Genomic DNA, 20,940 nt, shown 5'->3' on the forward strand with positions numbered 1-20,940 from the left:
CCCAGGGACACGTTACAGGGTACGCCTTTCACTCCAAGGGCGATTAACATAGAGACTGTAGCATTTGTGTAGCCCAAGCCGAGGGCCGTCCCCATGACCGTTGCCACTTCTCCTTTAACTCTCAGTGAAAGTCAAAATTTTATCCTACCCGGTCGTCACAGTTGGGAAGATTTTAAGACGATTCAAGCAGTGATGGAACAGCGCTCAGGGCTGCGTATTACCTATTTTGACGGAGTAATTGAGTTCATGACCTTGGGAGAATACCACGAATCCATCAAAACCATAATTGGATTTTTGATTGAATATTATTTGTTCTCCCAGGGTATTGAATTTTTCCCAGCCGGTAGTGCAACCCGTGAATCAAGGGAGAAATCGGTATCGTTTGAGCCGGATGAATCCTATTACCTTGGCGAAAAAAAGGAACATCCTGATTTGGCAATTGAGGTGAATGTCACCAGTGGTACTCCGAAAAAGCTTGAAAAGTATCAACGGTTGGGTATTCAGGAAGTTTGGATGTGGCAGGATAAAAAGTTCTCCATTTACTCTCTAGAAGGCGATTGGTATCAAGAAATTCCTACCAGCAAATTACTTCCAGGTTTGAATTTTTCACTGCTGGAGGAATGCATATTGATGCCCTCTCGCCTAGAGGCAATCCAAAGGTTTACGGCTCAATCAAAATAAACGGCGATCGCCATGAAAAACTAGTCTACGAAATTGGCGATCGGAATAAAACAAGGGTAAGAATCTCCGACTTCTCATCAAAGGAAAAACTTTCAATGACATCCCAGTTTTCCATGTCTAAAAAATCAACAATTATCAAACCTCCTGTTGCTTCAAGAAGATCTTTAAAAAAATCTGCGACTTGAACTTTATGAGATATATTCTTATTTCCATATTTTTCTGCAAGACTTTTAAAAATTTTATGGCTGTCTTTTATTGGGTCCATGCAGATTCTCCTTGGTCAGACAACATACAGATAATGAGGGCAAAGTGGACTTTAAAGATCCACCTCATATCTCATTGTAGAGAATGATTTATTATTTGTGGAGTTGTTTAAGACCACGTACTTATCTGACTATGAAAGGGCGAGCAAAGATGAATTTTTATCTTCATAAAATAATTGAATCATGCTAAATTCTCGACGTAGTAAATTTTCAACTTGTAAAGTCGAGCAGTTTCCTAATCGAAGCCAAATAACTTTGGGAGGACTACCAAACACCAGACTAAGATCGTGCATATCTGCATCTTTAGAGACAATCATTAAGTCATTATTTTTTGCGTAATCCCAAACGGTAGGATCAATTGTTGCCTCCATTCCAACATCTCGTACATGAAGAGAATTAGAAAAAAGATCGCCCAATTGAATGGGCAATTTGGGAGAGAGATTTTCGTCAAATAATAATTTCATGCAGACAGGGGAGAAATCATCAATCGACTTTCACGGTCAGCTGCATAAGCAATACAAGCCTTTAAATCTTCTCGGGTCAAATCGGGAAAATCTTCGAGAATTTCCGCCTCAGTCATCTCAGAAGCTAGATATTCGAGAACTTCATAAACAGTGATACGCAAGCCGCGTACACAAGGTTTACCTCCTCGTTTATTGGGTTCAATCGTAATGTAGTTTCTATAATTCATTGTAAATTCTCGCTAATCTTTTATAGTTTATTCACGTTTACTAGCCGGTGGTGGGGTAATGCGCCAACGCATCAAGAATTGGTCAATGCGTTGCAGAATTTGCCGATCTTCTTGGGGTAATAATTCCCCATTGTTAGTGGTGGATTGTTGTAAGAAACTAAAGGCTTGGCGGATTTGTTCTCCATTAGTAGCCACCGGAGCGGAAAAGTGACAGGGAATCAGGGTTTCCACTGGCCAACTGGCAATTTTTTCTACCCATTGCCATACTACTTCCGGTTCCCGGTTGAGAATTAGCTCTTGCAGAATGGGAGCCACCCTTACTTTGCCACCGCCCCACAGGGCTTGAAACGTGTTCTGCCAATCCCCCCGCCACTGGAAGGGATATAAACCAAAATAATTTTCCCGACGGCGATCGCCAACTTGTTTTGCTTCTTGCAACACCTGGTTCCAATTAGGAACTTCTAGGGTACTGGCTTGGAAATAAAGAGAAAATAAACAAATGCGTTGCCATCCCTTAGCTCGATTGGCGGTAGTATCCTCCGGGCGATCGCCAGCTTTATCCCTGGCATGGAAGATTAGGGGAGTGGGGTCTAGTGCCAACACTGGGGGGGGATTTTCTGACAAAACCAAGAGGGTATCCGTCACCAACAAAGTATGACTAGGCCAATGGAAAAATGCCACTTCACCAAATTTACCGAGCCGTAAATCCAACGGCCCGAGGTAAGCATAATCAAATTCCCCGGCAAAGGGAGTTTCGGCACTATCAGCGGGCAAGATCTTGGTCCGACCAACCGGAAAGCCCAACCAACTAAGGGGCAAATTAAGGGGAAAACTCCACTGTCCTGGGGCTACATACACCGTTGCTTCTGGACAATGACGGGCCAGGAAAGGTACATTGGCCTTATGTTCCAACCCAGAAATGGTGGGTAGGATAATATATTTGACTGGGCCATATTTGGCCGTTAGTTGCCCCAACAATTGCAAACATTCTTCCGTGGGAGCAATGGGAGAGTAAACTAGCAATCCCCCCGTATTCAGGCGCACCACCGTCATGCGGATGGGTACTACCACATAAAAAATTCCCTGTACCTGCTCCAACACCCAAATGGTGTCCGGTACCAATTCCCGCAACAAAGTTTGCCTTTGGCTGTAGGGATAAATGGGCACCAGATACCAGTAGGGCCAAGTCTGACTAGGACTGGGTTGGGAAGATCGGGAAAGGGATTGCCGCATCGTCACCGAGGAGGATGAAAAATTGAAAAATTATTCAGATTTGGAAAAACCTAAGCCATTTTCTGCGCCGTAGCGCTCCATAAAGCGCATAAATCGGTCCCATTCCGGTTGGGAATTGAGGATCACCGTAGCTTCGATCGCCGTGGGACGGCCGTTGATAAATTTGCCCTTCACTTCCCTGGTGATAATTTCCCCTTCGTCGTCGATTAAATACATGCCGGTAATATCATCGGTGCTTTCTTTCGCTAGAATTGTCGGTTCCAAGAAATAGAATTTTGCCATGCCGGACTGCCCATTCTTCGACTTGCTGAGGCGCACTTCTGGGACAACGGTTTCTGCAACTCCCTTGGAAAATTGAATTTCAGCCATGTTTTTTTACCTTAATGACATTAATTTCGTTAACTTCCCATCATGGCATAGATCCCGGTAGTGGCCGAAAAAACACCCCCATGGGACTACTCGAAACCCAAGTTCACCACCTGCTCAAAGCCCAACAGCGCCAACAAACCATTCCCCCCTGGCCCCATTCCTTGACCATGGGTCGTTTGGTGTCCCGGGCTCTGCGACTACGGCGATCGGCCCTGATCCAAACCGGTTGTTTACCCCCCACCTACGGCCCCAGTTATCTGTTGCCCTGTTTGCTCAGTGATCAGCCCGTTCGTTTGGTCACCACCCCTAAACGGCAGCAGGATTTAGAAACGGTGATTTTGCCAACTTTGCAAACGGCCCTACAAAGCAATGATCCTGATTTGGTCATTACCTGGCCGGAAATTCTTACTCCAGACCAATGGTTGCAGGAAAATTTAGCGTCATTGCCCAATAATGTCCCCGCCCTCACGGCGATCGAGCAGGTGGAACATTTAGAAGATTGGACAAGGGATTTTCTTTCCCATCACCTAGATTGGAATACCCTCCAACCCCTCTTTGCCCAAACTCCCCAGAGTCAAGACCAAGTTCTAACCCATTGGAGCCGCCTCAGTCAGTCCCTCTTCGCTCGTCCCATCAATCCCCATGGTTTTTATCCCCTTGATGGAGAAGAACTCCAAGACCTCAACCAAGCGGTGATGGAACAATTAGCCAATCGCCAGTTTAAAAATGGAGCTAAACAGCAAAAGACGGACAAAATTCAGCAATTCTGGCAGTTTTGGCAAGAACAAACCGATAACCATCTCCTCTGGGCCGAAGTGGACCGACAGCAGGGCAAAATAAGTCTCCACGTCAGTCCGGTCAACGTACAACCCTGGCTACAACCAATTTGGCAAAGCTCCGATCAAGGTCAGGGAGATTCTCTTGATGGAGGGCCGGAAAGCAATCAAGCCGCCTTTGTGCTCATCGGCAGTTTTTTAGACGCGGAGAAAACCGCCCCCACCTATTGCAAAACCTTAGGTTTGGGAAATTTACTGTGCTTAAAATTTTCGCCCCACCGTCTGCAGGATGCCCTAACCATTTACCTACCCGATCGCCTACCTTTACCCAATACCCCAGCTTTCCAAACCACTTTACTAACGGAAATTGAACGCATTCTGACGGAAATTATCGCCGTGCAACCGGACAGCTTTGTGGTGATTTTGCTCGATGATCTACCTCTCAAAGCTCAACTGGGCAGCCAACTAGCGGCCAAGTTAGGCTCTGGAGTGAAAGTGGAACCCACCCCCAGCTTTGCTCCTGGCATTTTAGTGGCAGGTTGGCAATACTGGTGCGCCCAAAGGGAACAGTTTCCCCCGCCGGCCCTGCTGATCCTAGGCACTTTACCCATTCCCTCCCTGGAAAATCCCCTGGTGGCCAAACGAGTACAACACCACAAACGCCATCATCAAGACTGGTTCCGGGACTATTTACTGCCGGTGGCCTTGAAAGACTTACAGCAAGCCGTGTTACCCCTAAGGGAGTCCGGGGGCTGGTTGGCCATCCTCGATGACCGGGTCAATTCCCGCAGTTACGGCCGGGAAGTACTCAAAGCCCTAGCGCCCTACGGCAAAAGAAACTATTTTGATCCCCAGGATCTACCCCAAATAACACCGGCTCAGAAAAGGGATTGAACAGATTTTTCCATGGGGGAGCATGGTTTTCCGGGCTAGTTTTTCCCTTGGCACAAAGGCTTTTCCGCCAAATTGGCAAGACGATACCCAATGCCATGGACCGTTTCAATTAGATCTGCTGATAAACCAGCACTTTTTAATTTTTGTCGCAAACTCCGCACATGGACCTTGACCGTATCTTCCTCCGGGGGACTCTCCAAATTCCAAATGCTATCGATAATCATGCTCCGACTCAGAACCCGGCGACCATTGCGGAGTAGCAATTCCAGAATGCTGTATTCCTTGCGGGTCAAGGGCAAAATTTCGTCATCGTAACTAACTTCATAGGTGCTTGGGTCCAGCTTGATCGGTCCCCATTCCAAAATTGGTTGGCAGGTTGCACAACCTCGGCGCAACAATGCCCGCACCCTGGCGAATAACTCTCCCAAATCCACCGGCTTGATGACATAATCGTCGGCTCCGGCATCCAAACCGGTGATTTTATCGTTGATGGTATCCCTGGCGGTCATCATCAAAATTGGCATTAAATAACTGTGCGATCGCCATTTTTGACAGAGCGTAATCCCATCCAACTCCGGTAGCATCACATCCAAAATAACCAGGTCATATTCCAGTCGGGCAGCATAATCCCAGGCCAGGGAAGCGTCGGAGGCAATGTCAACGGTGTAAAGCTGATCACTCAATGCCTCTGCAAGGGTTTCCGCCAGCGGCAAATCATCCTCCACTAAAAGAATTCTCATGGCCCATTGTGCTTTTCTCTATCAACCTCAGCTTACCTGAAGGGGTGAACGGGTCTGGGTTAATTCATGTTGCGAAATGTAACAGTTTCAAACACATAAGCTAACTTTCCGATTTCTTTACGACTTTCTCCCCCTTTTCTTCTGTTTCACTTTGTTAGGATTGCATTTTTGATACCAACACATACCAGTCATTGACTGGGCATTGATCAACTTTTAAGCTTAATAACTAACTTTATCTATGACACTGCCTTTAATTGCCTATTCCCCCGTCAGTCAGAATCAACGGGTTGCCAACTACGAAGTCTCTGGAGATGAACACGCCCGCATTTTCACCACGGAGGGCACCCTTTCCCCCTCTGGCATGGATAATCTGATTGCCGCGGCCTATCGTCAGGTGTTCAACGAGCAACAAATGATTCAAAGTAATCGGCAGATTGCCTTGGAATCCCAATTAAAAAATCAGCAAATTACTGTGCGGGATTTTATCCGTGGTTTAGCTCTTTCGGATAATTTTCGTCGCCGTAATTTTGAAGTAAATAATAATTATCGTTTTGCACAAATGTGTATTCAACGATTACTGGGTCGAGATGTTTATAGTGAAGAAGAGAAAATTGCTTGGTCAATTGTGATTGCCACCAAGGGTTTACCCGGCTTCATCAATGAACTGCTCAATAGTCAGGAATATTTGGAAAACTTTGGCTACGATACCGTGCCCTATCAACGGCGGCGCATTCTGCCCCAACGGATTAGTGGTGAGTTACCCTTTGCCCGCATGCCCCGTTACGGTGCTGATCATCGGGAAAAATTAGAGGCGATCGGCTACTTCCGCAACGAAGCTCCCCTAACTTACCGTTGGGAATGGCAAAAGCAACCCTATCCCGCCGGAGTTTATTTAGCCGGCAAAGTAGTTCTTTATGGTGGGGGAGCATTGGTCAGTTTGGGGTTAATCGCCGTTGCCCTTAGTGCCTGGGGCATTATCGGACTGTAGTTTTTGCGATGTCAAAGCAGAGCTTAGGGCTGAAAAAATTTATACCGGTCCATCCCCCTCCATGGGGGGACTTAGGCGGTTGAACGGCCAGGGTTTTTTGCTAGAAATATTTCGTGGTTTAACTATTTGTTCTCTGGTTTAATGCTTCGAAACTTTGCAGACTTTGTATTTGAGACCAGACTTTAATGTTGAAACTAGGCGGTAAAAAATCATCTGCCCCATCCCGCAAAAAAGCGAGGGCAAAGATTGGTATCCTAGAAATGGATCGGCAATGGTATCAATCGGTCAAGCGGTTTTTATGCCCAAACTTTGAAATTTCTGCCATCAATTTCCAGGATATTCTATTTAACCGTGTTGACATTGGAGAATATCACTCCATCCTAGTTGGTTGCGGTATTAGATATGAACCAATTGATATTTCAGCTACTTTAGATTTAATTACCATTATCAAAAACTTGTCTGCTAAACCGCCAGCCCTGCTCCTAATTACGGATTATGCCGACAGTCAGATCACGCTGCAAGCTCGCAGTTATCTGCCTCAGATTGATGGTGTTTTTGCCAAGGATCAGGATTTAGCTTTATTGTTAAAAATCATGAAAATTATTGTTAAACAAAAATTTAATTAAGGTTTTTCCTTTGGGATCCGCTTATCTATGGGCAAATTTCTAATTCCAATCGAATTTGTTTTTCTGGCGATCGCCATTGCCTGTTATTTGTGGTACCGACAAAACCAGCAACGCCGCAAGATTGAAATTAGCCTCAAGCAACAAACTCAACGGGAACGATTTATTAATCAAATTACCCAGCATATCCGCCAATCCTTGAACTTGGAAACGGTTTTAAATACCACCGTCGCTGAAGTTAAAACCCTGTTGCACGTTGATCGAGTTTTAATTTATCGCATTTGGCAAGATGGTACAGGCAGTGCCATTACCGAATCAGTTAATGCAAATTATCCTAGTATTTTAGGGCGAACTTTCTCCGACGAAGTTTTTCCTGTTGAGTATCATCAAGCCTATACCAAAGGTAAGGTACGGGCCATTAATAACATCGACCAGGATGACGTAGAAGTTTGCCTAGCTGATTTCGTCAAACAGTTTGGTGTGCAATCAAAATTAGTGGTTCCCATTCTTCAACATGATCGTTCTTCTTCCCTAGGCAATGAATCAGAATTTCCCTATCTTTGGGGCCTCCTAATTGCTCACCAATGTGCTTTTATCCGGCCATGGCAACCGTGGGAAGTTGAGTTAATGAAACAATTGGCCAATCAGGTGGCGATCGCCATTCAACAATCGGAATTATATGAGCAATTACAGCAACTCAATAAAGATTTGGAAAACCGAGTTGAAAAACGTACCCAGCAACTTGCCGCCACCAACCAATCCCTGAGGGTAGAAATTAGCGAACGACAAAAAACCGAAGCAGCTCTCCGCCACACCAATCACACCCTGCAATCTCTCATTGTAGCCTCCCCTAGGGGGATTTTTACCCTTAATTTAGCAGACCAAATTCAGATCTGGAATCCTGCGGCGGAACGGATTTTTGGTTGGGCAGAAGCAGAAATTATTGCCCATCCAGAACTATTGACATCGGACATTTTGGTGGAAGATTATCAGCAATTTAAACAGGAAATTTTATTAGGCATTGCCTCCCCTAGCTTAGAATTAAAATGTCAAAAAAAGGATGGTAGCTGGATTGAAATTGTCCTTTCCGCTGCTCCCCTATTAGATAGTGAAGAAAATATTGCAGGGTTAGTGGCGGTTGTGACTGACATTACTGAACAAAAACGGCAAGCAGAACAGATTCGTTTATTACAATCCGTAGTCGTTCACACCAATGATGCAGTGGTGATCACGGAAGCAGAACCCATCGACGATCCCGGCCCGAGAATTCTCTATGTCAATGAAGCATTTACTAAAATTACCGGTTATGCTGCCGAAGAAATGCTAGGCAAAACCCCCCGAGTTTTACAGGGGCCAAAAACCAGTCGCACTGAATTAGATAAGGTAAGACAAGCCGTTAGTCAATGGCAATCCATTACTGTTGAAGTAATTAATTATCGTAAAGATGGCAGTGAATTTTGGGTAGAATTTAGCCTTGTACCAGTTGCCGATAAAACGGGTTTCTATACCCATTGGATTGCTGTGCAAAGGGACGTCACTGAACGACGCCGCACCGAGGAAGTTCGCCTCGCCCTAGAACGGGAAAAGGAATTAAGTCGCTTAAAAACGCGTTTTTTCTCCATGGCTTCCCATGAATTTCGCACTCCCCTCAGTACGGCCTTAGCGGCGGCTCAATTACTGGAGAATTCAGAAGTAGCTTGGCTTGATCCCGATAAGCGTAGCCGGAACTTGCATCGTATCCAAAATTCCGTGAAAAATATGGTCCAGCTTTTGGATGATATTTTAATCATTAACCGGGCGGAAGCAGGCAAATTAGAATTTAATCCCAGTTGGTTAGATTTAAAATCACTGTTCCAGCAATTTATTGAAGAAATTCAATTAAGTGTCAGTGATCAATATTATTTTGACTTTATCTGTGGCGATCAAGATACTAAGGCATTGGTGGATGAAAGATTAATGCGGTCTATCCTATCAAATTTACTATCTAATGCGATCAAGTACTCCCCCGACGGAGGACAGATAAAAATCAGCCTAAGCCTAGATTCAGAAAATATTATTTTTGAAGTGACCGATCAAGGTATTGGTATTTCGTCGGAGGATCAGAAGCAAATTTTTGAACCCTTTCATCGGGGTAAAAATGTCAGGAATATTGCGGGAACAGGACTCGGTTTAATGGTTGCCAAGAAATGCGTCGATCTACACCGTGGCAGTATTTTGCTAGAAAGCGCTGTCGACCAAGGAACGACAGTTACCATCCGTTTGCAACGTTATAACCGTTTGCCCCGAGCTTAATTTTCACAGTTACGGCCGGCAGGGGATCTAACGTCCTACGACAAAACAATCCATTCCGGTCCCCATACCTTACGGAGGGCAATCAACGGTAATTCCCCCGTAACTCAGCAGTGGCCCACAGGGAAAACTTAGCTCATCGGAGGCCATGGCACACCCCAGCCTTAGACTAGTTGTAGCTGGGCGGTTTTCCGTTTTTTACGGCCACCTTTGGGGGCATCGGCCAAGCAATATTTGACCACATTGGCCAACTCTTCCAATTGGGCGATCGCCTCGGCCCCTTCTAATTTCATTAATTCCCGGTCATCCCGCATTTCTGTCCAGGTGATGCCGTAGTCCGATACCAAAAAGCGAATCAGATGATTTTCCCCCAAACTCACCATGAAGGAAGCACTATTGAGTTGGTCGCCACAGGTGTAGCAAGAAGCAATATAGCCTCGATTTTCGAGCACAGTGGCCAGAGCCCTGAGACTCATGACTAAATCCTTCACGAAATCGCGGTGTTGCTGGGCAAGTCGAGTAAACACATTTCCTCCGAAAATAAGCTAGCTTTTAAAATCTTAATACTTTTTTAAGATTTTCACAGAGGCCTTGTCCGGAAAGGCTAATTTAATCCTGGTCTGGGAACCCCGATTTGGAGAGCCATGGCGGTTGTCCATCGGCCGGGCGACTGAAATAATTGATCAATTACAACGTCGGATCTAGAAAGGAAAAGCCGCTTCAGGAGCGGTTTATGGCCGCAGAAGAAAGTCGCCAATCAGCCTGGGCTTTTTGCCAATCCTCCGTGATCTTAGCGTGGTTATCAAAATGGCGATCGCCTGTGTACAACTCTTAACCAAGAATAATCCAGGTGGGGGATTTGCTTTTGGTCTATGGAACTGTGCTGGCATCGGGGAGACCCAGGTTGAAGGATTTGAGAAAATTTTAGAAAAAATTCACAATCTACGGCAAACGACGGAGGAAAAGGCTTTGGAGTTCTGCTTTGGGTCAACATTTCTTGAAAATCAGCTTTTTTCTGGGGTGGAGCCTTGACATTCTCCGTTGGTGATTTATACTTAGGTCAGGTGTGAGGAAATTAGAAAAACATCTGGAGTCGAAACAAGGAAAGACGCCCCAGGTGTTTTTTTATGGCAATTTTTAGGGCGGTTCAAAAATGAAGCAATGGCGCTGGCGGATAGGGTTAGGGGCGATCGCCGCTTTGGTGATAGTTTTCCTGGTCATGCTATTCCGTCCCCAGGGCTCTTCCGACCGCATCCCGGACTATCAAATCAGCAGTCAGTTGCCCGCTAACCAGGTGGATTATTATCCCCTGCAACAGAATTTAGATGGGGCGTATTATCGACCCTTGGGGGAATGGTTGGGGCGATTAATCCTGCCCACGGTGGCAGAAACTAAAGCCACTCCCGGGGATTGGGTCTGGATGGAACTGTATCAGGCTCCTTCAAGCCAACAGGGCCTAGTGGGGCAAAAACTCCGCCTCACCTGGCAGGGCAATGGCGATTTGGAAAGATACTTAAAGCTAGTTACCACCGACGTAAACTTTACCCCCGCCGCTTTGGATAGTGAACGCCGGGGCAATCTGTTACCCAGTCGTTTAAATGGGCGATCGCAGGTAGGGCCGTTGCAATCCTTAGCTGGAGCCAGACCAGTGGACGATGTGTTGGTGCGCTTTCCCCAGGCCCAGGTGAATATCCCTGCCGGCAATCGAGCAGAAATTAAACTGCCCACCATGCCGGAAATGGTGACGGGCCGTTATCAAGCCCTGGTGAAAATCATTGGCCCTGATCCGAAAGCAGACCCTAGCACAGTGCCCAAGGATTGTCCTGGTTCCCAGCCCTGTGCCACGGATTTAATGCTGGTCCAACATTACAATGCCATCAGTAAGCAGTTTGATGGCCCCCAGGAAACAATTCGTATTCCCCAACAGCCCCGCCTGAATGGCGATCGGTTTATGTCTACTCCTAGGGATTTGGCCACTACCGCTGTGGGTCGAGCGGGATGGTATATCTATGGGGCCCAAGGTCAGGATGGCCTATTCACGGTGCAATCCCTCCAGTCACGCTCCTTGGTGCAATTGCAACCCGATGAACAAATTTTTCGCCTAGGCCCCGGTCGAGACTATATTAGTCAGCAAAATTGGCACAATACCCCCGCTCGCAAAGGTACAGCCCAAAAGGTTTTACTTGATCCCCGCAGTGATTCCCCCGAGGTGGCCCTGGGCCAATGGCAAGAAGGCGATCGCCTGTTGGGGATGCATTTATTTGGCGGCATTGGGGGGAAATTGGGAGAAAAGACGATGTTGGGCACAGTGACGGGGCATTTTGCCTTTAGCCTGCCTAAGATTGTGCGGGACCCCTTTACCGACGAGTTGCAGTGGGAAATTCCCTACTACCAGGTCTATGCCCATAATCCCCAGGGCATCATTGCAGGCTCCCAAACCTGGGAAAACTATGCGGGCAATTTACAGCGGGGCTGGGTCCAAAGTCGTCCCTTTGCCGATGTGATGGTCAAACTGGACCTGTTACAGGATTACAATTTTGGTGAGGTGGTGCTTTCCCCCCTGGATGAATTGCAAAAACAACTGCAAATTATGATGGCCCGCTACCGCACCGGGGATGGCACTGGTTATGCGGGGGTTAGTCCGGCGGCGTCCTGTGTGCAGGATTCTAACCAAGCCCTGTACCTAGCCATTGTGGGTTTACAGCAAAAAGTGGAGAATAGCCCGGAAATTCTCAGTTGGTTGGATCAGCACCCCAGTTCCCCGGAAAGTCAACGTTTTCAACGGCTGAAACAATTGGGCGAGCGCCTGTTGGCCATGCTCAAACCCAGGGGCGTTACCAGGGAAGACTGGCAAAACAATGCCGCCACCCTAGCGGGCTTAGACCCGGACAATCTCACCAATCAATACGATTTCATCCAGGACAATACCCTCGTCAATGCCCTGCTCAGTTGGCAGTCCATGTTGCCCCGGGTTAACCAAGATATCCTCAACCAAATTTTCCTTGAACAGGGTGCCCAACTTTGGTTTATGCGCCCCAACCAAGTGGGGGGAGCCATGCCGGAAATTTTACCCCTGGCCCCCACTAGTATTTTTGGCGATGTGCCGGTGTTTTCGGCCCTAGCCCGCCGGACTTTGGGCGCCATAGTTCTTTTACCCAAGCCCCAGGATTGGCAATTCTTCGGCATCGCTGTTGTGGTCTACGGGGCGATCGCCATTCCCCTGGGGATGAAATTTGGCCTATTGCAATGGCAATGGTGGGAGCAATCCTTGGGGGGCAGTGTGAAATCAATCTTGGCCCTGTTTTTTCTGCCGGCCCTGGGGGAAGAATTGGTTTTTCGGGTCATGTTATTGCCCTATCCCACTGAACTGAATTTATTTTGGCCCACCTTGGGGGCCATGGCCCTGAGTCTGGTGCTGTTTTTGATCTACCATCCCCTCAACGCCCTGCTGTTTTATCCCAGGGGCAGAAATTTGTTTTTCCAGCCCATTTTCCTTACCCTCACTGGTCTATTGGGCATAGTGACCACAGCCCTTTATTGGTATAGCGGCTCCCTCTGGTTAATTACTATTTTCCATTGGTTAGTGGTGACAGTGTGGTTAATGGCCCTGGGGGGTTACGGCAAATTAGCCCATCAAGAAGCCAAAAGATGAAGAAATTAGACAATTCCTTTACCTAAGTGGAAAACAACCCCAATATGGAGGGGAAAAATTAGATTATCCATTGCCCAGAGGTTTCCATGGCTCCCCAAGTGGATGTGTTGATAAATAAACAAATTTTGATTGAGCGGGCCCTAGTTTGTGTCACCACCCGCATCACCAAGGCGATCGCCGAACGGGGCCAAGGCACCATTGCCCTCTCGGGGGGCAGTACCCCCAAACCGCTATACGAAGCCCTGGCCCGCCAAGCCCTGCCCTGGGAAAAAATCCATGTGTTTTGGGGCGATGAACGCTATGTCCCCGGCGACCACCCCGACAGTAATCAACGTATGGCCCGCCTCGCTTGGTTAGACCAGGTGGATATTCCCGAAGCCAACATCCATCCCATGCCTACCGCCGCCGCCGATCCGGAACAGGATGCCCAGGCCTACGAAAATGAGTTGGCCACTTTTTTCCAGGTGGAAGCAGGGCACTTCCCCGCTTTTGACTTGGTATTACTTGGTTTGGGGGATGACGGCCACACCGCTTCCCTCTTTCCCCACACCCCGGCCCTGACCGTTGGCGATCGCCTAATCACAGTGGGTAACAAGGACGGACAACCCCGGTTAACTTTCACCATTCCCCTGATTAACCAGGCCCGCTCTGTGGTTTTTCTCGTGGCAGGGGCCAGTAAACAGCAAGCCTTGGGGGAAATCTTTGCCCTAGAAGCCGACCCCCAGCAATATCCAGCCCGGTATATCCAGCCCCAGGGGGAATTGCTCTGGCTCCTAGACCAAGCGGCCGGGGAAAATCTGCGCCCTTCTTGAGCCCCCCAGAACTTTGCCCATATCCCCCATATTCCCCTGTATCGAAATGTTACAATTTACCTAGTCTTTTCCAGCTATTGGCCCCTTTTGCCTTATGGGTGAATCCACGAGAACCGGACAACTTGCCAGCCCTGACCATAGCCTCCGCTGGATCATTTTGGCCATGGTGGTGGGGGTTTTATTCACTGGGGGAATAATTTTTTACAGTCTCCGCTCCGGGGTAAACCAAGGGGAGGAAAACGCTTCCGGTGCCCTTGCTCCCGCAGCCCAGACCCCAGAAGACCAGCCCGTGGCCGCCCTGGGACGCATTGCCCCCCTAGGGGAAATTATCAAACTTTCTGCTTCTCCCGGTTCCTTTGGGGGAGCCAAAGTATCGAAGGTGTTGGTAAAGGAAGGGGATAAAGTTAAGGAAGGCCAGGTGGTGGCAGTGCTGGATTCCTACGAACAAAAGGCCGCCGCCGTAGTTTCCGCCCAGGAGTCGGTGCGGGTGGCCCAGGCCGATTTGGCCATCATCGAAGCCGGTGCTAAGCGGGGGCAAATTGCTGCCCAGGAATCCCAAGTCCGGAAAGCCCAGGCGGAGTTAGAACAGAATTTTGCTGTTAACCAGGCCGCCCTGGCAAATTTAGTTAAGCAATTGGAAGGGGAAAGAATAGAGCAACAGGCCACCATAGACCGTCTGCAGGCGGAGGTGAACCAAGCGGCCAACGATGACCGACGTTATCGCAGTTTGGCGGAAAATGGGGCGATCGCCATGGCGGATTGGGAACAGCGGCGCTTGAACTTAGAAACTAGTAACCAGAGGTTACAGGAAGCTCGGGCCCGGTTAATGAAGACCGAAGCCACCCTGGAAGAACGAATTCGAGAACAACAATCCATCCGGGATAAGGATGCCCAGACCATGTTGCTGGAAAGGGAATCGGCCCGGGCCACCCTCTCCCAAATCGCAGAAATTCGCCAGGTGGATGTGCAAAAAGCCCAAGCGGAATTAAACCTGGCCATGGCCCGCTTTCAGGAAGCCCGGGCTGAATTGGACACCGCTGTGGTGCGGGCTCCAGTGGATTCCCAGGTGTTAAAAATTTATTCCCGCCCAGGGGAAAAAGTCAGTGACACCAATGGCATCCTCGACCTGGGCATCACGTCCCAAATGATTGTGGTGGCGGAGGTGTACGAAAATGACATCGGTCGGGTAGAACTGGGGCAAACCGCCTGGATACGCAGTGAAAATGACAGCTTTGGCGGGGAATTGGAAGGTAAGGTTACCAATATTGGCTTGAGAATTGGCAAAAATGATGTGCTGGACTCCGATCCCGCCGCCGACATTGATGCCAGGGTAGTGGAAGTGAAAATTGCCCTCAGCCCCGGGGCAAGCAAAAAGGTGGCCGGTTTGAGCAATGCCAAGGTGGTGGTGAAAATTGAACCCGACAGTGCCCCCCCCTCTCCCCCTAATTAAAAGTCCATCAACCCCAGATTTATCCGTCACTCTACCCAATAGATGAAAATTCCCCTTGCTTGGCACCAGTTATTCCATGAAAGGATGCGACTCCTGGCGGCGATCGCCGGCATTGCCTTTGCCGATGTGTTGATTTTTATGCAACTGGGGTTCAAAAATGCCCTGTTTGACAGTGCAGTCCGGGTTCCTGAGAGTTTGCAAGGGGATTTATTCATTCTCAGCACCCAAACCGACACCTTTGTTAACCCTACCCCTTTTGCGTCCCGCCGTTTGTACCAAGCCATGGGCAATAAAGCGGTTAGCAGGGGCACTAGTCTTTACATTGACATCAACCGCTGGAAAAACCCGGAAACCAAAGTCAGCAGGCAAATTTATATCATGGGTTTTAATCCCGTCAGTAATCCGATCAATCTACCGGGGGTAGAAGAAAATTTAAACCTGATTAAACGCCCTGACGTGTTCCTCTTTGACCAAGACTCCAGGGAAGAATTTGGCCCGGTACCCACTTTGTTAGCAGCCGATGGCCCCGTTTTTACGGAAGTGGGTAATCGCCGCGTCCAGGTGCAGGGTTTATTCACCCTTGGTTCTTCCTTTGGGGCGGACGGCACGTTAATAACCAGCGACTTAAATTTCTTCCGTCTTTTTCCCAGCCGGGACCGCAGTTCCATTGATGTGGGCATTTTGCAACTCAAACCGGGGCAAGATCCGGAGTTAGTGGCCGAACAAATCCGGCGGGAGTTAACCGGGGGCGATGTCCAGGTTTTCACCAAAGAAAAGTTGGTGCAATACGAATTAAATTATTGGCAAACCCGCACCACCATTGGTTTTGTCTTCGGCTTGGGCACCGCCATGGGCTTCATTGTGGGCACGGTGATTGTTTACCAAATTCTCTACACCGACGTTTCCGACCATTTACCGGAATATGCCACCCTCAAGGCCATTGGCTACGGCGATCGTTATTTGTTGGGGGTAGTGTTCCAAGAAGCTTTACTGCTAGCGGTGATTGGCTTTTTGCCTAGCTTTGGTTTGGGGGTTTTGCTCTACACCAACACCGCCCGGGCCACGGGTTTACCCCTGATTATGACCACTGCTCGGGCTTTGACCGTACTGATTATGACCATTGCCATGTGTTGTATTTCCGGGGCGATCGCCGTGGGGCGTTTGCGGGCCGCAGATCCGGCGGATATCTTCTAAGCTGCGCCCATGGGTCAGCTTGTGCCAGTGGCAATTTTGCCTTAACATCTCTTCACAAAAATTTATAATTTGTCATAATAGCGGTGGACAGTCTTCTCACTAGGAAACATTGCTATGAAAACCGCCGCTAGAATTGTTGCTTTTACTGCTCTGACTGGATTTGCCCTCGGGGTCCCCAGCGTCGCCATGGCAGAAATGGAAACCACTGAAAAACCCGCCGTAGTCAGCCAAGCCGCGATGGAAACCACCATGAACATTGTGGAAGTTGCCGCTGGAAACGAAACCTTCAGTACCCTTGTCGCTGCAGTGGAAGCGGCTGATTTAGTGGAAGCTTTATCCGCTGAGGGGCCCTTTACCGTTTTTGCCCCCACCAATGATGCCTTTGCTGCTTTGCCCGCTGGTACGGTGGAAAGTCTCTTGTTGCCAGAAAACAAAGATAAATTGGTGAAAATTTTGACCTACCACGTAGTACCCGGCAAAATTACCGCCGCCCAAGTCACTTCTGGGGAAGTGGAATCCTTGGCTGGGGAAGCCCTCACCTTCAAAGTTAAAGATGGCAAAGTTAAAGTCAACAAAGCCACAGTGATTTCCGCCGATGTGGATGCCAGCAATGGTGTTATCCATGTGGTGGATCAGGTGATTTTGCCTCCTATGTAATTGATTGTCAGCAAATCTTTGCCCAAGATGGTAATTTATCCTCTAAATTGTCGATAAATAGTAATTTTTAGCCAATTTCTTTCCCTGGGGGAGTGAGGCGGCTGGCTACGCACCATCTCAATTCGACCATCCCTGAAGTGGGGTTCCAATTTCTAGAAAGTTGGCCCCACTTTTTGCTTGCGTGCTACCTTTACAAGGGAAGTGCCCAGGGCACGGTGAAAATTGTTCGGCAGTGGGATGGAAAACTGTGGCCATTAATGCGTCCGATTCAGCAACAACAGTTATTGTCGGTGGTGGTTTTGTGGGACTATTCACCGCCCTACATCTGCGCCACCATCAGCACGCCGGCCCCATTATTTTGGTGGACCCCCAGACAAATTTTGTCTTTAAGCCCATGCTCTATGAGTTGCTCACGGAGGAACTGCCTGAGTCAGTGGTGTGTCCCAGCTACGGGGAGTTGTTGGCCAATAGTGATGTTGAATTAGTGCAGGCGAAGGTAACCGATGTGCAGTTGGCGGAGAAGCGTTTGGTGCTCGATTCCGGCCAGGAACAGCATTATGACTATTTAGTGCTGGCGGTGGGGTCTGTGCAGGGTTATCTGGGGGCCAAAGGAGCCGAAGAACATGCCTTTGCTTTCCGTTCCCAAACCGAGGCGATCGCCCTGCGGGATCACTTGAAAACCTGTTTAGAAAAGTCCCTAACCACGGAAGATAAAGCGGAAAAAGAAAGATTGCTGACGGTGGCGATCGTTGGGGCCGGCCCGGCGGGGGTGGAGATGGCGGCCACGCTGGCGGATTTACTGCCTAGTTGGTACGTGCCCATGGGGGGGGATATCAATGATTTAAAAATTTACTTAGTGAACCATGCACCGGGAATTCTAGCGGGGGACGCCAATAGTGGGCTCAAGCGTTGTGCCCTGGAAGAGTTGCAAGCCAGAACTATTCCGGTGACGTTGAAGTTGGGGGTAGGGGTTAAAGGTGTTACCCCAGAAAGTTTGCAATTTGTGGAAACCGGAGAGGAGGAATTGCGCCATTTAGACACTTGCACCACCATTTGGACAGCGGGTACAGCGGTTAATCCCCTCCTCAAAGCCTTGGCGGCAGAGATTCCCCCGGAGGAAATTGACCGCCACGGGCAACCCCTGGTGACCAGTACCCTACAATTACCTAGCTTTGCTGAAGTATTTGCTGCCGGAGACTGTGTGACCGTCAAGGAAAATCCTAAACCTGCCCTGGCCCAGATTGCCTATCAACAAGGAGCGGCGATCGCCAAAAATTTGATGGCGGCGCAAAAGGGAAAACCGTTGGTCAGTCCCGATCCCCAACTGCGGGGCACGTTGATGAAGCTGGGTTTGAACAATGGGGTAGCCAATTTATTTGACCGGGTACGCATCCAAGGCAAGGCGGGGGATTTATTGCGGAACGCCACCTATCTGGAGCTATTGCCCACCCCTCTACATAACTTCAAGGCCACCACCCAATGGCTAGCCGAAGAAACCATCGACCGTTTCCATCGTCCCCATGCCCCCACAGCCCAGGAACTAAAATGGGCCGCCATGACCCCAGCCCAACAGCGGGAATACCAGGGCATCAAGGCGATCGCCATCATTGCCCCCCTGATTTTTATTGTCCTGTTGTACTTTGGCTTCAAAACTCCAGAAAGGGAAAGACCGCCCTTTGTGCCCCAACCCAGCCCCAGTGTTAACCAGTAGGAACGATAACTCCATGGCCAATTAGCTTCGGTTAAGTTAACTCTATTTTTGCTCTGACTTGTTTAACTTATGAATTTCGTCAGACCGGCCACTAACTACTAACCCCAGCCCCCAACCCAAAACATCTTTGTGGAACCTGCCCATGTTCACCCTCAATGACCAAAATCTGCCCTACCCCGATACCCTCCATCCCATCATTGTCCACTTTGTCATTGGCATGGTTTTCTTTGCCTACATCAGCGAACTGGTGGGCTACCTCCAAAAAAAGCCCCGGTTCTTTGAAGTAGCTTGGTGGAATTGGCTCACAGCGGCGATCGCCATTTTTTTTGCGGTGATTTTCGGTGAATTTGAAGCGGCCCTGGCCATGCCCTACCCGGCGGCCCAACCGGCATTGGATTGGCATACGGTCAACGGTTGGTCATTGTCGGCCATTTTGGCGGGGTTAACGGCTTGGCGGGGGGTATTGAGGGTGCGAAACCCGCTGAAAACCAGCCTGCCTTTCCTCATGCTGGCCACCGTATTTATGGTATTAGTGTGTATCCAAATTTTCCTCGGCTCCCTGGTTGATTGGGTATATGGTCTGCATACCCTTCCCGTGGTGCAAGCCACCAAAGACGGCATTATTCCCTAGCTTTTAGGTTTAAGTTCCCTTACCCATCTCATTTTTTCCTGAGGAAATTGACCGCCCCATGAACCCCTCCCTGATTGACCAACTCAAAGAAATTGGCCTCCAGCTAGGCACCAATGGTCTGCCCTACCGATTTCCCATCCACCCCAATTTGGTCCATTTCAGTCTGGGGTTATTCATCATTGCCCTAATTTTTGATTTTGCTGGCGTATTTTTTCCCCTAGACAAAATCATTCTTAAAGGGTTTGCCATTCCCGCCCAACGCCAAAACTTCTTTGATGTGGGTTGGTACAATGCTGTGGCCGGTGCCTTTATTAGTTTTTTTACTGTGGCGGCGGGCTTTTTTGAAATTCTCTTGGCCCAACCTCCCACAAATCAGGTGAGTGATTGGGGCATTGGCGCCGGTACAACTATGTTGCTCCATGGCGTCGGAGGTATCTTGTTACTGGCGATGATGGTGGGCACAACCATTTGGCGCGGCTATCAACGGTTTGTTTGGCGCACCAATTGCCGCAATGAAGTTAGCTGGGCCTATCTCGGTTTTGCCCTATTCCTCATGGCCTATATGGCCATCCATGGCACCCTGGGGGCCCAACTAGGGGCCGAATTTGGTGTGCATAATACGGCAGCCCATATTCTCCGCATGGGGGAAAATCCCAACGTGGTGCTCAACGAAGGGGGCATTGACCTTTAATTTTTTGTTAACCAAAAGGGGGTGCTCTGATCCCATTTGCTCAATTATCAAAACTATGCCCCTGTTGTGATTGTCCGATCAAGCCAGGGCAGGCCGGATTTTTAAACCGAATTGGTCAAGTTTTGTCCCTCTTCCGTCAGTCTAGGCAGATGAGTAGTGAAATTGATTCCATAAATTTACCAAATATTTTAATCTATAGCACTTTTCGCTTTAGTGGGGTATAAGGTATGTAGATCAATGTATAGCTAATTAGGATAATTATGAGACGTTAAGCTATGCAGTAATCTTGAATAACCTTATCTATGCTAGTACCCGGAGGTGCGTACATTCTCGCCCTCTTTAGTGCACTAAAGTCATGCTCTATATCATTCAAATCTGGAGAATAAGTTGGCAAAAATAACACAATATGTCCTGCAGATTCTACTATTTCCCTAATCCTTCTTTTTCGATGAATGGGGGCGTTATCCGTAATCAACACCGACGTCATTGTCAATGCTGGTATTAAAAAGAATTCAAGCCATCCTTCAAAACCTGTTGCATTTAAGCTTCCGCTGAATAACATCGGCGCTATTAAGTCTTTTTGCATTTTTCTTCT

At 48.5% G+C, this 20,940-nt stretch carries 22 protein-coding genes; 14 read left to right on the plus strand and 8 right to left on the minus strand.

Going from position 1 to position 20,940, the window contains the following annotated elements; genetic code table 11:
• Positions 1–93: 93 nt before the first annotated feature.
• Entirely contained in the window at positions 94–681 is a 588-nt protein-coding gene (locus tag IQ217_RS12485) for a Uma2 family endonuclease (RefSeq protein ID WP_194020189.1), read from the plus strand.
• 25 nt (positions 682–706) lie between these two features.
• Here the strand turns inward: IQ217_RS12485 and IQ217_RS12490 are convergent, their stop codons facing one another.
• From IQ217_RS12490 to psb28, 5 genes are all read right to left on the minus strand, one after another.
• Complete coding sequence (locus tag IQ217_RS12490; RefSeq protein ID WP_228024184.1) at positions 707–946, minus strand: hypothetical protein; 240 nt, start codon at positions 944–946, stop codon at positions 707–709.
• Between the two features lie 129 nt (positions 947–1,075).
• On the minus strand, positions 1,076–1,408 hold the full coding sequence (locus IQ217_RS12495) for a DUF5615 family PIN-like protein (RefSeq protein WP_194020190.1): 333 nt from the start codon (positions 1,406–1,408) through the stop codon (positions 1,076–1,078).
• Positions 1,405–1,635, minus strand: a complete 231-nt coding sequence (locus tag IQ217_RS12500; RefSeq protein ID WP_190598786.1) for a DUF433 domain-containing protein — start codon at positions 1,633–1,635, stop codon at positions 1,405–1,407. The genes IQ217_RS12495 and IQ217_RS12500 overlap by 4 nt, the downstream gene beginning before the upstream one ends.
• A 27-nt stretch (positions 1,636–1,662) precedes the next feature.
• On the minus strand, positions 1,663–2,874 hold the full coding sequence (locus IQ217_RS12505) for a DUF4336 domain-containing protein (protein ID WP_194020191.1): 1,212 nt from the start codon (positions 2,872–2,874) through the stop codon (positions 1,663–1,665).
• Between the two features lie 24 nt (positions 2,875–2,898).
• Complete coding sequence (gene psb28, locus IQ217_RS12510) at positions 2,899–3,237, minus strand: photosystem II reaction center protein Psb28 (protein WP_010871246.1); 339 nt, start codon at positions 3,235–3,237, stop codon at positions 2,899–2,901.
• Positions 3,238–3,251: 14 nt separating this feature from the next.
• On the opposite strand from psb28, the gene IQ217_RS12515 reads away from it, so the two are divergent.
• Positions 3,252–4,907 (plus strand): ATP-dependent DNA helicase, encoded by a 1,656-nt coding sequence (locus tag IQ217_RS12515; protein ID WP_194020192.1) that lies wholly within the window; start codon positions 3,252–3,254, stop codon positions 4,905–4,907.
• 35 nt (positions 4,908–4,942) lie between these two features.
• Here IQ217_RS12515 and IQ217_RS12520 read toward each other — a convergent pair whose 3' ends face one another.
• Entirely contained in the window at positions 4,943–5,647 is a 705-nt protein-coding gene (locus IQ217_RS12520) for a response regulator transcription factor (RefSeq protein WP_190598789.1), read from the minus strand.
• A gap of 238 nt (positions 5,648–5,885) precedes the next feature.
• Between IQ217_RS12520 and IQ217_RS12525 the strand changes: the two genes are divergently transcribed.
• The 3 genes from IQ217_RS12525 to IQ217_RS12535 all read left to right on the plus strand — a co-directional run bounded on the left by IQ217_RS12525 (position 5,886) and on the right by IQ217_RS12535 (position 9,550).
• Complete coding sequence (locus tag IQ217_RS12525; protein ID WP_194020193.1) at positions 5,886–6,635, plus strand: phycobilisome rod-core linker polypeptide; 750 nt, start codon at positions 5,886–5,888, stop codon at positions 6,633–6,635.
• Positions 6,636–6,820: 185 nt separating this feature from the next.
• Complete coding sequence (locus IQ217_RS12530; RefSeq protein ID WP_194020194.1) at positions 6,821–7,261, plus strand: hypothetical protein; 441 nt, start codon at positions 6,821–6,823, stop codon at positions 7,259–7,261.
• 27 nt (positions 7,262–7,288) lie between these two features.
• On the plus strand, positions 7,289–9,550 hold the full coding sequence (locus tag IQ217_RS12535; RefSeq protein ID WP_194020195.1) for a sensor histidine kinase: 2,262 nt from the start codon (positions 7,289–7,291) through the stop codon (positions 9,548–9,550).
• 161 nt (positions 9,551–9,711) lie between these two features.
• Here the strand turns inward: IQ217_RS12535 and IQ217_RS12540 are convergent, their stop codons facing one another.
• On the minus strand, positions 9,712–10,074 hold the full coding sequence (locus IQ217_RS12540; RefSeq protein ID WP_010874211.1) for a DUF1815 family protein: 363 nt from the start codon (positions 10,072–10,074) through the stop codon (positions 9,712–9,714).
• A 268-nt stretch (positions 10,075–10,342) separates the two neighbouring features.
• Here IQ217_RS12540 and IQ217_RS12545 point away from each other — a divergent pair, with 268 nt between their 5' ends.
• From IQ217_RS12545 to IQ217_RS12585, 9 genes are all read left to right on the plus strand, one after another.
• Positions 10,343–10,579: a hypothetical protein gene (locus IQ217_RS12545; protein ID WP_228024183.1), complete on the plus strand. Its 237-nt coding sequence runs from the start codon at positions 10,343–10,345 to the stop codon at positions 10,577–10,579.
• A gap of 121 nt (positions 10,580–10,700) precedes the next feature.
• Complete coding sequence (locus IQ217_RS12550) at positions 10,701–13,199, plus strand: CPBP family glutamic-type intramembrane protease (protein ID WP_194020196.1); 2,499 nt, start codon at positions 10,701–10,703, stop codon at positions 13,197–13,199.
• 86 nt (positions 13,200–13,285) lie between these two features.
• Positions 13,286–14,011, plus strand: a complete 726-nt coding sequence (gene pgl / locus IQ217_RS12555; RefSeq protein ID WP_194020197.1) for a 6-phosphogluconolactonase — start codon at positions 13,286–13,288, stop codon at positions 14,009–14,011.
• Positions 14,012–14,105: 94 nt separating this feature from the next.
• Positions 14,106–15,461 carry an HlyD family efflux transporter periplasmic adaptor subunit gene (locus IQ217_RS12560; protein WP_194020198.1) on the plus strand — a complete coding sequence of 452 codons (1,356 nt, stop codon included), beginning with the start codon at positions 14,106–14,108 and terminating at the stop codon, positions 15,459–15,461.
• 42 nt (positions 15,462–15,503) lie between these two features.
• Positions 15,504–16,655, plus strand: coding sequence for an ABC transporter permease DevC (gene devC, locus IQ217_RS12565; RefSeq protein ID WP_194020199.1), 1,152 nt, complete (start codon positions 15,504–15,506; stop codon positions 16,653–16,655).
• 114 nt (positions 16,656–16,769) lie between these two features.
• Positions 16,770–17,312: a fasciclin domain-containing protein gene (locus IQ217_RS12570; RefSeq protein ID WP_190598797.1), complete on the plus strand. Its 543-nt coding sequence runs from the start codon at positions 16,770–16,772 to the stop codon at positions 17,310–17,312.
• A gap of 247 nt (positions 17,313–17,559) precedes the next feature.
• On the plus strand, positions 17,560–19,023 hold the full coding sequence (locus IQ217_RS12575) for an FAD-dependent oxidoreductase (RefSeq protein WP_194020200.1): 1,464 nt from the start codon (positions 17,560–17,562) through the stop codon (positions 19,021–19,023).
• Positions 19,024–19,165: 142 nt separating this feature from the next.
• Positions 19,166–19,654, plus strand: coding sequence for a DUF2231 domain-containing protein (locus IQ217_RS12580; protein WP_010874203.1), 489 nt, complete (start codon positions 19,166–19,168; stop codon positions 19,652–19,654).
• Positions 19,655–19,712: 58 nt separating this feature from the next.
• Positions 19,713–20,345 carry a DUF2231 domain-containing protein gene (locus IQ217_RS12585; RefSeq protein WP_190598799.1) on the plus strand — a complete coding sequence of 211 codons (633 nt, stop codon included), beginning with the start codon at positions 19,713–19,715 and terminating at the stop codon, positions 20,343–20,345.
• A gap of 268 nt (positions 20,346–20,613) precedes the next feature.
• Here the strand turns inward: IQ217_RS12585 and IQ217_RS12590 are convergent.
• On the minus strand, positions 20,614–20,940 hold a 327-nt coding region (locus IQ217_RS12590), incomplete at its 5' end, for a transposase (protein WP_194020201.1).

The sequence above is a fragment of the Synechocystis salina LEGE 00031 genome (genome assembly GCF_015207985.1).
GTDB lineage: Bacteria > Cyanobacteriota > Cyanobacteriia > Cyanobacteriales > Microcystaceae > Synechocystis > Synechocystis salina.

Excerpts from the sequence above, each read along its gene's own strand:
- IQ217_RS12515 (WP_194020192.1), top strand. The coding sequence starts at position 3,252 with ATGACATTAATTTCGTTAACTTCCCATCATGGCATAGATCCCGGTAGT.
- IQ217_RS12560 (WP_194020198.1), top strand. The coding sequence starts at position 14,106 with ATGGGTGAATCCACGAGAACCGGACAACTTGCCAGCCCTGACCATAGC.
- IQ217_RS12500 (WP_190598786.1), bottom strand. The coding sequence starts at position 1,635 with ATGAATTATAGAAACTACATTACGATTGAACCCAATAAACGAGGAGGT.
- IQ217_RS12535 (WP_194020195.1), top strand. The coding sequence starts at position 7,289 with ATGGGCAAATTTCTAATTCCAATCGAATTTGTTTTTCTGGCGATCGCC.
- psb28 (WP_010871246.1), bottom strand. The coding sequence starts at position 3,237 with ATGGCTGAAATTCAATTTTCCAAGGGAGTTGCAGAAACCGTTGTCCCA.
- IQ217_RS12525 (WP_194020193.1), top strand. The coding sequence starts at position 5,886 with ATGACACTGCCTTTAATTGCCTATTCCCCCGTCAGTCAGAATCAACGG.
- IQ217_RS12550 (WP_194020196.1), top strand. The coding sequence starts at position 10,701 with ATGAAGCAATGGCGCTGGCGGATAGGGTTAGGGGCGATCGCCGCTTTG.
- devC (WP_194020199.1), top strand. The coding sequence starts at position 15,504 with ATGAAAATTCCCCTTGCTTGGCACCAGTTATTCCATGAAAGGATGCGA.
- IQ217_RS12485 (WP_194020189.1), top strand. The coding sequence starts at position 94 with ATGACCGTTGCCACTTCTCCTTTAACTCTCAGTGAAAGTCAAAATTTT.
- IQ217_RS12585 (WP_190598799.1), top strand. The coding sequence starts at position 19,713 with ATGAACCCCTCCCTGATTGACCAACTCAAAGAAATTGGCCTCCAGCTA.
- IQ217_RS12580 (WP_010874203.1), top strand. The coding sequence starts at position 19,166 with ATGTTCACCCTCAATGACCAAAATCTGCCCTACCCCGATACCCTCCAT.
- IQ217_RS12495 (WP_194020190.1), bottom strand. The coding sequence starts at position 1,408 with ATGAAATTATTATTTGACGAAAATCTCTCTCCCAAATTGCCCATTCAA.
- pgl (WP_194020197.1), top strand. The coding sequence starts at position 13,286 with ATGGCTCCCCAAGTGGATGTGTTGATAAATAAACAAATTTTGATTGAG.
- IQ217_RS12570 (WP_190598797.1), top strand. The coding sequence starts at position 16,770 with ATGAAAACCGCCGCTAGAATTGTTGCTTTTACTGCTCTGACTGGATTT.
- IQ217_RS12490 (WP_228024184.1), bottom strand. The coding sequence starts at position 946 with ATGGACCCAATAAAAGACAGCCATAAAATTTTTAAAAGTCTTGCAGAA.
- IQ217_RS12530 (WP_194020194.1), top strand. The coding sequence starts at position 6,821 with ATGTTGAAACTAGGCGGTAAAAAATCATCTGCCCCATCCCGCAAAAAA.
- IQ217_RS12520 (WP_190598789.1), bottom strand. The coding sequence starts at position 5,647 with ATGAGAATTCTTTTAGTGGAGGATGATTTGCCGCTGGCGGAAACCCTT.